This window comes from Streptomyces laculatispora (assembly GCF_017353455.1).
GTDB classification, from domain to species: domain Bacteria; phylum Actinomycetota; class Actinomycetes; order Streptomycetales; family Streptomycetaceae; genus Streptomyces; species Streptomyces laculatispora.
The window spans coordinates 24,329-36,810 of record NZ_JAFMPZ010000061.1 but is presented as its reverse complement, the minus strand read 5'-3'; the positions used below and the strand labels follow the sequence as shown (position 1 = coordinate 36,810).

Annotated in this window: 12 protein-coding genes and 2 pseudogenes; 6 read left to right on the top strand and 8 right to left on the bottom strand. The window is 68.1% G+C overall.

The window, feature by feature from the left end; translation table 11 throughout:
- Positions 1-62 precede the first annotated feature (62 nt).
- Positions 63-944, bottom strand: coding sequence for an IS5 family transposase (locus J1C73_RS02760; RefSeq protein WP_207314913.1), 882 nt, complete (start codon positions 942-944; stop codon positions 63-65).
- Positions 945-1,426: 482 nt separating this feature from the next.
- On the opposite strand from J1C73_RS02760, the pseudogene J1C73_RS34420 reads away from it, so the two are divergent.
- From J1C73_RS34420 to J1C73_RS34415, 4 genes and pseudogenes are all read left to right on the top strand, one after another.
- Positions 1,427-1,537, top strand: a pseudogene (locus J1C73_RS34420) (IS5 family transposase); the annotation flags it as partial.
- 98 nt (positions 1,538-1,635) lie between these two features.
- Positions 1,636-2,013, top strand: coding sequence for a hypothetical protein (locus J1C73_RS02755; protein WP_207314912.1), 378 nt, complete (start codon positions 1,636-1,638; stop codon positions 2,011-2,013).
- A gap of 311 nt (positions 2,014-2,324) precedes the next feature.
- Entirely contained in the window at positions 2,325-3,122 is a 798-nt protein-coding gene (locus tag J1C73_RS02750; protein ID WP_207314911.1) for a maleylpyruvate isomerase family mycothiol-dependent enzyme, read from the top strand.
- Between the two features lie 503 nt (positions 3,123-3,625).
- A pseudogene (locus J1C73_RS34415) lies at positions 3,626-3,907 on the top strand (HNH endonuclease); the annotation flags it as partial.
- Positions 3,908-3,919: 12 nt separating this feature from the next.
- Here the strand turns inward: J1C73_RS34415 and J1C73_RS02745 are convergent.
- Both J1C73_RS02745 and J1C73_RS02740 read right to left on the bottom strand, forming a co-directional pair.
- Complete coding sequence (locus J1C73_RS02745) at positions 3,920-4,795, bottom strand: ATP-dependent DNA ligase (protein WP_207314910.1); 876 nt, start codon at positions 4,793-4,795, stop codon at positions 3,920-3,922.
- 87 nt (positions 4,796-4,882) lie between these two features.
- Complete coding sequence (locus tag J1C73_RS02740; protein WP_207314909.1) at positions 4,883-5,107, bottom strand: hypothetical protein; 225 nt, start codon at positions 5,105-5,107, stop codon at positions 4,883-4,885.
- 176 nt (positions 5,108-5,283) lie between these two features.
- On the opposite strand from J1C73_RS02740, the gene ku reads away from it, so the two are divergent.
- Positions 5,284-6,201 (top strand): non-homologous end joining protein Ku, encoded by a 918-nt coding sequence (ku, locus tag J1C73_RS02735; RefSeq protein ID WP_207314908.1) that lies wholly within the window; start codon positions 5,284-5,286, stop codon positions 6,199-6,201.
- Between the two features lie 7 nt (positions 6,202-6,208).
- Here ku and J1C73_RS34410 read toward each other — a convergent pair whose 3' ends face one another.
- From J1C73_RS34410 to J1C73_RS02715, 5 genes are all read right to left on the bottom strand, one after another.
- Positions 6,209-6,346 (bottom strand): DUF6233 domain-containing protein, encoded by a 138-nt coding sequence (locus tag J1C73_RS34410; protein WP_307797592.1) that lies wholly within the window; start codon positions 6,344-6,346, stop codon positions 6,209-6,211.
- Positions 6,347-6,649: 303 nt separating this feature from the next.
- Positions 6,650-7,531 (bottom strand): recombinase family protein, encoded by an 882-nt coding sequence (locus J1C73_RS02730; protein WP_307797591.1) that lies wholly within the window; start codon positions 7,529-7,531, stop codon positions 6,650-6,652.
- 252 nt (positions 7,532-7,783) lie between these two features.
- On the bottom strand, positions 7,784-8,872 hold the full coding sequence (locus J1C73_RS02725; protein ID WP_307797590.1) for an NADH:flavin oxidoreductase/NADH oxidase: 1,089 nt from the start codon (positions 8,870-8,872) through the stop codon (positions 7,784-7,786).
- Positions 8,873-8,965: 93 nt separating this feature from the next.
- Entirely contained in the window at positions 8,966-9,766 is an 801-nt protein-coding gene (locus tag J1C73_RS02720) for an alpha/beta fold hydrolase (RefSeq protein WP_207314906.1), read from the bottom strand.
- Positions 9,767-9,899: 133 nt separating this feature from the next.
- Complete coding sequence (locus J1C73_RS02715) at positions 9,900-10,913, bottom strand: MFS transporter (RefSeq protein ID WP_307797589.1); 1,014 nt, start codon at positions 10,911-10,913, stop codon at positions 9,900-9,902.
- A gap of 164 nt (positions 10,914-11,077) precedes the next feature.
- Between J1C73_RS02715 and J1C73_RS02710 the strand changes: the two genes are divergently transcribed.
- Complete coding sequence (locus tag J1C73_RS02710; RefSeq protein WP_207314905.1) at positions 11,078-11,818, top strand: SDR family NAD(P)-dependent oxidoreductase; 741 nt, start codon at positions 11,078-11,080, stop codon at positions 11,816-11,818.
- The last annotated feature ends 664 nt before the right edge of the window (positions 11,819-12,482 follow it).

The following is a 12,482-nucleotide window of genomic DNA, read 5'->3' as shown; positions in this document are numbered from 1 at the left end:
CACTAACTGAACGGTATTGGGGCTAAGAGGGCGTTTGATCTAGGCGAAATGCCCTTTATCTTCTAGTAGGTCCCTCGCCAGGTCGGGGTGGCTTCGTCCGTTATGCGCTTTGCGAGGTTGTCGATCGAGGCGATGTGGATCATGGCTTCGGAGCTGGCGGTGAGGGTCTCGTAGTCGCGGGCGAGGCGTCGGTGCATCATGATCCAGCCGATGCTGCGCTCGACCACCCAGCGCCTTTTCACAACGTGGAAGCCGCGTTTCTCGGGGTTGCGGCTGACGACCTCGACGTCGATTCCGAGGGTGGCGCCGTGTTCGACGACGGTTTTCTTGAAGCCGGTGTCGACCCAGCTTTTCGCGATGGTCGGATAAGTCTTCTTGGCCTGGTCGAGGAGACGTATTCCCATGGCGTTTTCCGAGAGGCCGGCGCCGGCGACGGTTACGGTTACGGTTACGGTTACGGTTACGGTTACGGTTACGGTTACGGCGAGAATAAGGCCGGTCGTGTCGGTCATAATGCCTCGCTTCCTCCCGACAATCTTCTTGGCGGCGTCGGTTCCCTGGCTGGTCAGGGGCACATTGGTGGACGTCTTGATGCTCTGGGTGTCGATGACGGACGCTGTCGGTTCGGGCTTGCGTCCGTCCTTCACGCGCGCGAGTGCGGTGAGGTCGTAGTTGAGTTGGTTGAAGATTCCCTCGTCACGCCAGGCTGCGTAGTAGAAGTAGACGGTGCCGTGTCCGGGGAAATCGTGCGGGAGGTATTTCCAGGGTATTCCGGTGCGATTGAGATAGAGGATCGCGTTGAACACGTCACGCAAGTCGACTTTCGCGGGCTTTCCGGTGGGCCTGCGTTCGAGCCGGGCATTCCGCCAGGCTGTCAACGTCGGCTCGATCAGGGCCCATCGGGCGTCGGACAGGTCGCTGGGGTACGGCTTGCGCTCACTCACGACCCAGCGTGATCACGGCCGAGCCGGAAGGGTCCGTTCCGCAGAAGGTCAGGAGGTTCTGTCGCATCTCTACGTCAGACGGGTTTTCGAGACCAGAAGCGGATGAGACGGGCAACGAGGTCCACGCCTTACCGAGCGGCATTCAGCATCTACAGGGTGAACCGCATCGAAGTAGGCCACTCACATAAGGCACTTACTTATCTTGACCTGCATAAACGCCCTCTAAGTGAGCGTTTGGTTCGCATATTCGGTGTTCTGCTCTGGTTCTGAGCGATCAAATATGGACGCCTGAATGGTGATTCACCGGGAAAGCGGCTTATGGGGTAATCCGTGGACCAGTAATGCGCCGGGTTTCTCATAAGAGCTCCCGTCTCATTCAGAAGCGACCTGGTTCATCCTGGTCTGCGAATCCGCGCCCCGGTGCACCAGATGCCTCGGCACACGCCCTGCCCAGGTCGGCTCCAGCCACGTACCCAGGCATCATGCAGCCCTCACAGTCCTACCCAAGTGACCTGTCCGACGCCCGCTGGGAACTCGTCCGCCCCACCCTGGAAGCCTGGCGCCAGGCCCGCGCCGGCATCCGCAAGCCCACCCACTACCAGAACACACAAAAACAGCAGGTCACAGCCACAATCTAGAGTCTCTACCGAACCCGGAACGGTTCATTCGGCCTCATCGAAGGAGCTTGCATATGCGCAAGGCTGTCGCCAGCATCGCCGGAGGCACGATGTTGCTCGCCGGTTTCATGGCAACTCCCGCAGGGGCCACCGCTCCGTCGACGGTGGCAAGCCAGCCGACAAAATCCGCCGTAGCCTGCACCCACTTCTACCGGGAGAGGGCCGAAGGCGCCACGGAGGGGGACATCTGCGGGAACGTGGCTACGGGTTGGGTCCGCGACGACCGCGCGGACGGACGGTGCCCCTTCACGCGCTTCTGGGACAGGTGGACCAACAAGGAGGTCGACAGCCCGCAGGCCGGACCTAAGGGGACGACGATCACCTTCCGGGTGGCCACACCGACCAACAACCCCCTCCTCGGCTACGCATCGATCGAGTGGCGCAGCTGCTGACTCGGAATTGATGCTCTTGGGCGGGCAGTTGAGACCTGCTGCCCGCCCGAACCGAACGAGGACCCTGAAGTACAAGCCGGAGCACTGGGCCTGCTGGACATGTCAGTCCTCCACCAGGAATCCCTGTTACAGCGCGACTCCACCCGCAGCCCTCTACGTAGGCACGACGCCGGGCGTACCGCCACCACCAGCGTCCTCGCAGCGCTTGTCACCCGAGCGGTGGGAGGCGAGGACGACGTCCGCAATGGCCAACCGGCGGCGACTGTGAAAATCGCTGTCCGATCACCGGAGCACGGTGATAGACATCCGGCGTGGAAAAGAATCTTGAGTTCCCTGACCTGCTGCGACTGATCGATGAACGGTCGACCGCCTTCCGCGCCGCGGTCGCCGCCGCGCCCAGTCTCGACGCACAGGTGCCGACCTGCCCCGAGTGGACGCTGCTCGATCTGGTGAAGCACCTGGGTGGGGGAGACCGTTTCTGGGCCGCCATCGTCGGCGCGGGGCCTGCCGACGCTCCCCCGGCCGAGGCCACCGCTGCGCGCGCCGCTCTGGAAGTGCCGCGGGAGCGTGAGGCCCTGCTGGCCTGGCTGGCCGCGTCGACGCAGCTTCTGCTGAGCGCCCTGCGGGAGGCGGGCCCGGACGCCGGCTGCTGGGCGTGGTGGAGCGCCTTGCAGACGCCGCGGACCTCTGGCGGAGTCGCCCGGCACCGGGTCCAGGAGAGCGCGGTGCACACCTACGACGCCCATCTCGCCGCGGGCGCCCCGCAGCCGCTGCCGGCCGAGGTCGCCCTCGACGGTGTCGAGGAGTTCCTGTTCACCTGCGTCGCGACGCCCAGCGCCTGGCCGCACAAGCCCACGGCCTTCGACTTCCACACCGCCGAGGGCCGCTCCTGGCGCCTCAAGGTCGACGGCGACGGCGCACGCTCCACCCGCATCCCCGCGCCCACTGCCGCGACCAGCGAGGACTCGCACGCAGTCGGCGCCTCCATCCATGGCACGGCCAGTGATTTGGTCATCTACTTGTACGACCGTATCCCGGCCGAATCCTTGCACGTTGACGGAGACGCAGGGCTGCTCGACCTGCTCCGCGCCTGGGAACCGGAGGAGTAGGACGTAGCGGGGGCGGTTGGCCGCGCCTCGAGCCGGTAGGACACGACTCTTCGCCAGGTTCGTCAGTCGCGGCACCGGGCTCAAGCCCGCGAGGCGGCCTCGGGGCATCACCAAGCCGACCGTCTACCTGGTCAGAGCTCGAACTCACGACCTCCGCACGATCAGAGACGAGTACATCGACAGCCGGGCAACCGCCGACCGGGTCGCTCTCCGTATCCAGCGAGCCGGCGGTTCCGCGTCGAGGCCGACCTCTGGCCGCGCTCCTGGTCCCACGAACCCGCCAGATGATCATTTGCCAGGTAGGCCATAGGTAGCTGCTCTCCTCCCCAACCCGCTCAGCGGCGACCTCCGTTCTCGCCATCGGTGTACCCACCGCGTGTTCCAGCGTGGGGAATCCAAGTGAGCATGTCTGGCCAGCACCTGAGCGGTGGGTGGAGAAATTCGAAGGGCCTCATCACCGTAGGAATATCCCAGGGTCCGAATGACGCTGCCCGCCAGCTGAAGCATCGAAGTGGGATGCGGAGCGGCGCGAGCAGTACGCCAACGATCTCACCGCTGAACGGTCGCTGGTAGCGGTCACGGCGAAGACGAATCGCAGCAAGGCCGACCGCGATCCGGCTCAGTGGCTCCCGTCGGCCGCGTCCGCGCAGAGCATCTACGGTGCCGACTGGGTCGCGACGAAGCTGCGGTGGAAGCTCACCACGGACACCGAGGAGCGCGGGGCGCTGGAGAAGCTCGCGAAGGGCTGCGCCGACACCGTCGTGAAGTACAAGGTCACTCCCTGACCTGACTTGGGGTCACCGCATCCGGGTCACGGTCAGCGTTCCATGCCGCCCGGACCCGGCGAGGACTTCGACGATGAGGTCGGTGTCGATGTGGTGGTACGTCCCGCCGTGGATGTGTCGCTCGCCTGTCACGAACGCACTGGTGAGGGCGGCCCCGATGCGGCCGGCGAGAACGGGTTCGAGCCTGGCCGATAGCTGGGCGGGCCCGCCCTCGTCGCCGACGAGGAGCGCGAGGCGGTGGGGTCGGAGCGGCGGCCCGGTGTAGCCGACGACAAGCGCATCCTCCGTCTCCGTATGACGGATCTTGACCCAGCCGCGCCGCCCCGAGGGGTAGCCGGCCGTGGCCCGCTTGGCGATTACGCCTTCGATGCCCTGCCCCTGAAGCACCTCGTACCAGTGCAGGGCGGTGCCCCGGTCGTCGGTCGCGGGAACGGGTTGAATCGGCGGCCCTACGTCGGCCAGCACGTCCAGGAGGTGCGCGCGCCGCTCGGTGTACGGCAACGCGCGGCAGTCCCCGATCGCCGGGTCTGGGTGCTGCAGGAGGTCCCAGACCGCGTAGGAGGCTGGGTGTCGGATGGCGAGGGCGCGGGCGCGAGCCGGCCCTGATGCTGCACGGGACTGGGCGGCCCCGAAGTCCAGGCGACCATCTCTCCAGATCACCGCTTCCCCGTCAAGCGCCGTCCCTGGCCAGAGCTGCATCGCGACCACGGCCAGGTCCATCCAGTGCTGGGTGACGACGCGGCCGGACCGGGCGTACAGGGTCACCGACTCTTCGGTGCGGACGAGCACGGTGCGGTGGCCGTCGAATTTGGGCTCGAACCACCAGCCGGGCCCGGCTGGGAGGGTGGGTACGGCGCGGGCCAGTGCCGCTTTGATCGGGAAGTCCACGACTTCACGCCGCCGCGTATTGGTGTGCCCGACCGTGCGCCCCGCCACGTCGAGGCCGGCGGAAGGCAGTAGCCGCTTCGGACACAGTCACGTCTCCGGGTATTCGTGGGCGGCGGCACCCCGCCACTCGACGAGGGACGACGTATCGAGGGCCCGCTCCGGGTCTGCCATTCCCGCGTCGGCGAGGAACACGATGACGTCGTGGTCACTGTGGGCAAGCCCGAGCGATTCGTGGCGGCCGTTGATGTGCACCGTGACGAGCCGTCCGCCGGATGGTGCTGGCCGGTGGACCACGATCGGGGGAGTATCCATACCTCCAATGTGGCCCGTGGTGGCGCCGCGCGCACCTGGCCCGGATGCGGGTGCAGCTCGGCGGCGTGAGGATCGGTGTACGGGCGGTGGCCCGGTCGCCCCTGGCTTGGCCAGGTGTCTCCCTAGTCGGCGCCCGGACTGCTTCCCGGCAACCGCAGGGGGTCTGGGAGGTATGAATGCCGTCCACCATCTGGAGCGGTGCGATCTCGTTTGGCCTGGTCACGATCCCTATCAGGGTTTCGTCGGCCACTGCGGATCATTCGATCCACTTCCATCAGGTGCACCTCGAAGACATGAGCCGGGTGCGCACCCGGAAGGTGTGCGACATCGACGGCGAGGAGCTCGGCCAGGAGGACATCGGCAAGGGGTACGAGCTCACCAAGGACCAGACGGTCCCGGTCACCGAGGAAGAGCTTGACCAGATGCCGCTGCCCACCGCGAAAGCGATCGAGATCGTCGCGTTCGTCGACCGCGAATCGATCGACCCGGTGCGTATTGCCGACAGCTACTACCTGTCGGCCGACGGCGCCGTGGCTGCGAAGCCCTATGTTCTTCTGCGGCGCGCACTGGAGCGGACCTCGAAGGCCGCGATCGCGAAGTTCGCGTGGCACAACCGTGAGCGCCTGGGCCTGCTCAGCATCCGCGACGACGCACTCGTCCTCCACTCCATGAAATGGCCGGACGAGGTGCGCTCGTCGGCCGAGCTCGCCCCGGACGCCGTCGACCTCGATGAGGGCGAGATCAAACAGGCCATGGCGCTGATGGACTCGATGGCCACCGACGACATCAGTGGCTACCGTGACCAGTACCGCGACGCCCTGAAGAAGCTCATCGAGGCAAAGACGGAAGGCAAGGAACTCCCGCCACCGGCCGAGGATGGAGAACAGAAGCCGGGCGAGGTCATCGACCTGATGGCAGCACTGAACGCCAGCGTGAAGCAGGCCAAGAAGAGCCGAGACGAGGACGATCACGCCACGGTCCACGAGATGAAGCCCCGCAAGAAGGCAGCTGCGAAGAAGCCTCCGGCAAAGAAGTCCGCAGCGAAGAAGACCACAAGAAAGAAGGCCGCGGCGCCGAAGCCGAAGAGCGCCTGACCGGGTGCTACCCGAGCACTCCGAGGTCCGTGTCGGGCCGGCAGTGCGCGCAGGACCGGACCCCGTCGGCCAGCAACGTGAGGGCCTGGTCCCGGTCGATGGCCCGTCGCCGCTTCCCCGCGGCGTGGCAGTGGCCGGCGTGCACTTCGATCGGAGGGCGGCCCTGGCCGAGCCGAGCTCGACTCTCCAGTCGGGGTAGGCGGCCGCCGCTCCTCGCCCTGCCGCTGTTCGGCCTCCCGCTGCTCGGCTGCGGCGACGGCCTCGGTAATCCGGCTGAGCCACATGGAGTGCCACATCCGCATTCTGTGGAATCAGGTTTGTCAAGCTTGTGGCGTAATGCGGACTTGAGGCTGGTGGGCTCGCATGTGGGAGGTGTCGCGTATTCGGCCTTGCTCTCCCGAAGGAACGACGAAGCGACAAGTAACGCTATGTGACCGAAGCTAGTTGGCTATGGGGCTGTAGCGGTCTTCTCGTCGTGCTCGCGGAGCATCCGCATGACCGTTGCCGGGGCGGGGTGCCGGCCGCGTTTGCTGCCGGTCCGGATGACCACTCGGGCCGCAATTTCGCGCAGGGAGAAGTGTTCTTCGTCGCGCAGTCGCAGGGCGGTGGCGAGCATGTCCTCGTCGGAGACCTTGACGCCGCCGATGGCCTTGCCCTTCGCGCGGGCGGTTTCCTGGCCTTCGAGGGTCTTGTCGCGAATGTAGTCGCGTTCGGATTCGGCCATGGCGGCGAAGAAGGCGAACAGGGCGGCGCCGTGTCCGGCCGGGTCGTGCCTGCCCTGGAGTGGGCCGGTGAGGAATTCGAGCTCGATCTCGGCGTCGCGCAGTTCCTCGGCGACCTTGAGGAGTTCGAGGGCGCCAGGGCCGAGTCGTTTCATCTCGTGCACGACGAGGGTGACCTTCACGCCGAGAGAGAGGTATTCGCGGGCGGCGGCGAGGGCGGTCTTCATCTCGGGTCGTTCGCGCACGCGGGAGCTGATGCGTTCCTGGAACAGGCGGCGCACGCCGCAGGCTTCGAGTGCGTCGACCTGCGACCTGATCTCCTGTGTCCGGGTCGATACGCGGGCGTAGCCGGGCCGGACCTCCATCGGCACAGACGTCGCCCCGGCCTGCACGGCGGGCAGGGCGGTCCACAGCGAACCGGGATGCCGCACGGCCGGGGTGGTGATGTGGAGTTCTGAGCGGAGCGAGGGGACGAGTTGGAAGCGGGCGGTGTGGTACTTGAGCGCGACCTTGCCCGCGCTGGTCCGGCACGGGGGGCCGGCCGGGGCCCGGCAGGTGGACATCGGGCAGGGGTGCACTTCGACGAGCCTGCGCGGGTCGGTGTTCACCCCTCGGATCGTTTCAGGGGTGCGTTTCACGGGTCAAGGGAAAGGAAACGACCCGTGAAACACGGTGGCCTGCGCGGACGCCCCGACGGCACGGTGTTGCGACGGCGGGCACCTATGAAAGAAGCGATCGACGACTACAGAGAGGTACATGGGTCCTCGCCGTAGCAATACGAGCGTGGGGCCGACCCGAACGCGACCCCGCCGGCCGCACGTTACGTGGACTGAGCCCGCGGGTCCGTGCGCCGGGCGGCTTCACAGGGCGCGCTGGTACTGGTCGGGCCAGGCCGCCTTGTCCGCGGAATGTCCGCGGAGGGAAAAGTACGGGTCGCGCAGAAGGGGGCGTCCGATCATCACGGCGTCCACCGGGCCGTTCGTCGTCAGTTCGCCGGCTCGCGACAGGTTCTCGATCCGTCCGACCACGGCGACCGGAAGTGCCGTCGCGTTCCGCAGTGTTGCCGCGAAGTCGACGTGGACGCCGTCCCGCGCCGGCGGGCGGGCCGCCTCGTCCCGGACCACCAGTCCCGACGTGACGTCGAGGAGGTCGACGCCCACCGCCGCAAGTTCCTCGGCGAATCCCACCGCCTCGTCGAGGGTGATCCCGCCCGGGAGCCAGTCCGTGGCGGTGATCCGGACGAACACCGCCTTCTCCGCCGGGAATGCGTCCCGGACGGCGCGGCCCACGCGCAGCGCCAGCCGCATCCGGTTGGCCAGACTTCCGCCGTACTCGTCCGTGCGGTGGTTGGACAGCGGGGACAGGAACTCGTGCAAAAGGTATCCGTGCGATGCCTGGATCTCGACCACCTGGTATCCGGCGAGGTGGGCCATCCGGGCGGCGCGGGCGAACGCCTCGACCACCTCGTCGAGGTCGGCGTGGTCGGCCTCCCGCGGCTGGTTCAGGTCGCCGAAGGCCACCGCCGACGGCCCGAAGGTCTGCCAGCCGCCGTCGGCCACGCTCACGGAACCGTTCTGCCCCGCGCCCACCCAGGGAAGCAGGTGTGACCCCTTCCTGCCGGCGGCCTGCAACTGGATCCCTGGTACGGTGCCCCGCTCTCGGATGAACGTGGTCAGGCGCCGGTGCGCGGCGGCCTGTTCCTCGTTCCAGATGCCGAGGTCGGCCGACGTGGTCCGGTGCAGCGGTCCCACGGCGTTGGCCTCGACCATGATCAGGCCGACCGCGCCCACCGCTCGTGCGCCGTAGTGCACGAGATGCCAGTCGGTCGGCTTGCCGTCGGGGGCCGCGGCGTACTGGGCCATCGGCGACATCCACACCCGATTGGCGATGGTGACGTCTCGCAGTCGCAGGGGACGCGTGTCGGGTCGGGTGAACTCCGGGCTGGACACAGCCGAACTCTCTTCCTCTCGAAGTGGCATGGGGGTGGCGTCGATTGCGGTGACCGGGCCGTGGGCGGATCCACGGCCCGCACCGATGCCTCGTCAGCTGCGGACGGCGGCCAGAAGGTGCGCCGTGGCTTCGGGAGCCTCGACCGGGAAGTGGTGGCTGCCCAGGTCGACGAGCACAATGTCGAAGCGGTCCCCGTAGCGGTCGACGGCCTCCTGGGTCAGGAGGGCGCGCACGGCGAACACGGTGATCGGCGGCTTCGTCTCGCGCAGTGCCGCGTCCATGTCCCAGTGCACCAGGGCCTCCATGGCCCGCAGGCCCGCGGGCTGCCGGACCGCGACCATCTTCTCGAAGTAGGCGTCGATGAGCGCCGGATCGGTCCCGGCGGGCGACCCTCCCAGGACGAGTCCGCGTACCGCCGCGGGGAAGTCGTTGCGGAACAGGCCCAGCACGGCCTCGGCCTGATCCTCGCTCTGCGCTGGGAACAGGGACAGGTAGTGCAGCCCGTCGAGCGCTATCACGCGCGAGACGGTGCCGGGGAGCAGTCGGCCGACTTCGACGGCGACCGCCGCACCGAGGGAGTGTCCGACCACGACGGCCGTGGTCACCGACTCGGCCTCCAGCACCGCCGCCACGTCGTGGGCGAACTCCTCGATGGTCCACGACTCTCGCGTCGACCGGGATTCGCCGTGTTCGGCGAGGTCGACCGTAAGGACCCGGTGGCCCTCGGGCAGGTGGTCGGTCACCGCGTCGAAGTCCGTGCGGTTGCACCCCCAGCCGTGGATGAGGACGAGGGCCGGCGCATCGGCTGGACCGGCGGCGGTGTAGTGGATCGTCGTGTGGTTCGATCGCCGGACGACGAGGTGCTCGCCGGCTCCGCTGCTTGCGGTCGTCACGGTGTTTCCTTCTTTCGCACGAGTGCTTGCGTGTCGGTCTTCGGTGGATTCGTTGGCTTCGATGGCTTCGGCGGATTCGAGGGGGTCGGCGGATTCGGCGGGGATCGCGCGACGGTCATCGCGGGCAGGCGCTTCACTCGCCGTGCGTCGCAACCGCGCGGCGCTGCGCCCGTAGTTGGTGCAGGCGCAGGAGGAAGGCGGCAAAGACGATCACCACGATCGCCGCCGCGTAGATCTCGGTGGCGGTCCGCAGTCCCATGGCGGTGACGGCGATGCCACCGAGGACCGCGGGCACGCTGTTGCCGAGGTAGTTGATGATGTTCGCGGAGGCGAAGACCGCGCTGCGCTCGTGCGGGCCGGCGATTCGGGCGAAGGTGCCGAACGTCGCGAGCACCGAGGCGCCGAAGCCGACGCCCGCGACGACGGTGCCGGCGGCGGCGAGCCAGACCAGATCCGCCACGATGCCGCCGAGCGCGGTCAGGACGCCGAGCCCGAGCAGCGCGGACGAAGGCGCCAGCAGCGAGGCCGCCGAACGGGCGCGGAGCGCGGCGACCGTGAGCGCGCCGGTGCCCGCCAGCAGGGTCACCACGACGCCGCCGACCAGGTGGCTGTGCAGCCCGAACAATTGGGCCGCGACGGACGGTCCGAGGGAGAGGAACAGCCCGGCCAGCGCCCAACTCGCGATCATCGCCGGGACCACCGGGACGATCTCCGCGCGCAGGTGGGCGGGCAGCGCCGCCCGGGGCCGCAGGGAGGCGAGGACCCCCGGGCGGCGCGGGGAGGTCTCCGGCAGCAGTACGGCACCCGCCACCGCCACCGCCATGGCGCCGAGCAGCAGGGCATAGACCAGTCGGGGCGGCGCGGGGCCGAACTCCACCAGCACACCGCAGCCGAGCGCGCCGAGCGCGAGCCCGGACAGGGGGGCCACCGAGGTGACGACGCCCGCACGTCCGGGGGCGTGCGGCGGTTCGAGGTCGACGAGGGTGGCGCTCAAGGTGGTGGTCGCCGCGCCGGTGGCGACGCCCTGCACCTCCCGGGCGGCGGCCAGGACGACCACGTTCTGGGCGCTGAGGAACAGCACGAGCGCCACCGCCTCCAGCACGATGGCCGCGACGAGCACCGGGCGGCGGCCGAGGTGGTCCCACACACCAACACCCCCTCTCAGCGTCAGCGGCGCAACCGGTGCCTGCTGCCCGGGATCGCCCGGCTGGCCTACCTGGGCACCGAGGTCCGTATCGCCGAGCAGGCTTTGCCGGTTATGCGAGGGACAGCCGACAGCACGTTGTACGTCTCGTCTCCGAGGAGCCTCACATGACTGCAGAACTGGCCGGATCCACCGCTCTTGTGACCGGCGCCACCGCTGGCATCGGCCGGGTCATTGCCCTTCGCCTGGCCGCCTTGGAGGCCTCGGTCGTCGTCCATGGGCGGGACGAGCAGCGCGGTGCCGAGACCGTCGACGAAGTCACCGCCGCAGGCGGAAACGCCCGGTTCGTTGCCGCGGATCTGAGCAAGCCTGAGGAGGTGCTGCGTCTTGCGGCTGAAGCAGGCGAGGTGGACGTTCTGATCAACAACGCCGGCATCTATCGGTTCGCCAGTACCCCGGACACGACAGCCGAGATGTTCGACACTCATATGGCCATCAACTCGCGTGCGCCGATGCTCCTGGTCGGTGCGCTCGCACCGGCAATGGCCACACGGGGACGTGGCGTCATCGTGAGTCTGAGTACAGGGGCAGCCACCACGCCGGTCCGGGGCGCGGCAGCCTATGGGGCCTCCAAAGCCGCGCTCGAACTCCTCACCCGCGTGTGGGCTGACGAGTTCGGTACCCAGGGTGTCCGCGTGAATGCCGTGGCCCCCGGCCCTGTCCATACCCCCGGGACGAAGGAGATGGGAGATGAAGCCCTCCAGGTGATTGGGCGAACCACCGTACTGAGGCGGGTCGCAGAGCCTGAAGAGATCGCGGAAGCAGTTTTGTTCCTTGCTTCCTCCCGCGCCAGCTACATCACCGGCACGGTCCTTGAGGTTCTCGGCGGACAACTCGCGATCGGCTGACTCCGGTGGAGGCGCTGCTACTGATCGACGCCACGCACCACCATGTGGCGGGGCGGGTCGACCCCCGGCGCGCACCGAAGGTGCGCTGGATCGCTGACCTGTGCGGATGGGCTTCTCGGCAGCACACCGTCGTTCGCGTGGCAGCGGGAAAGTCATGAGTGCCACCTGTGGCCGTGCGGTGGTCGCGTCGGGCGGGTGGCCGGGGAGGTGCCGGCGGCGATCGTGTTCGTAGCTACGACCGGCTGCTGTACCTGGCGGCAGTTGCCGCCGGTGTTCGAGGCGGTCTGGCACACCGTCTGTCGTCGGTGCCCGTAGTGGTCGCAGACGTGCCGAGAACAGGGGAACCGTGCCGTTGCCGCCCCGGACAGTAGTGGGCTGTGGGAGCCGAGCCAGCAGGAGCGCCTCGCTCTCAGGCCGTGATCCAACACGTGGCCCTGATGCTGGTCTGCTGCGGGCCCCAGCGGGGTGTTCTTGTCGCGCCCGGTGCCGCCGTCACGAATAAACGCACCGTTGGCCAGACCGAGAACGGTCACGCTCTCGCTCTTCCGCCCCACCATGGTCACCGTCCGACTCCCACCTGGTGTCGCGTGTTGCCAGACCGGCCGTATCGCGCCACACCCCGCTCCCTGTGAGGTGCGGGGTGTGGCCGATAGCGCCTGCGTCA

Bases quoted from the DNA above. Each gene is read 5' to 3' on its own strand.
- J1C73_RS02755 (WP_207314912.1), top strand. From the start codon at position 1,636: ATGCGCAAGGCTGTCGCCAGCATCGCCGGAGGCACGATGTTGCTCGCC.
- J1C73_RS02740 (WP_207314909.1), bottom strand. From the start codon at position 5,107: ATGGATACTCCCCCGATCGTGGTCCACCGGCCAGCACCATCCGGCGGA.
- ku (WP_207314908.1), top strand. From the start codon at position 5,284: ATGCCGTCCACCATCTGGAGCGGTGCGATCTCGTTTGGCCTGGTCACG.
- J1C73_RS02710 (WP_207314905.1), top strand. From the start codon at position 11,078: ATGACTGCAGAACTGGCCGGATCCACCGCTCTTGTGACCGGCGCCACC.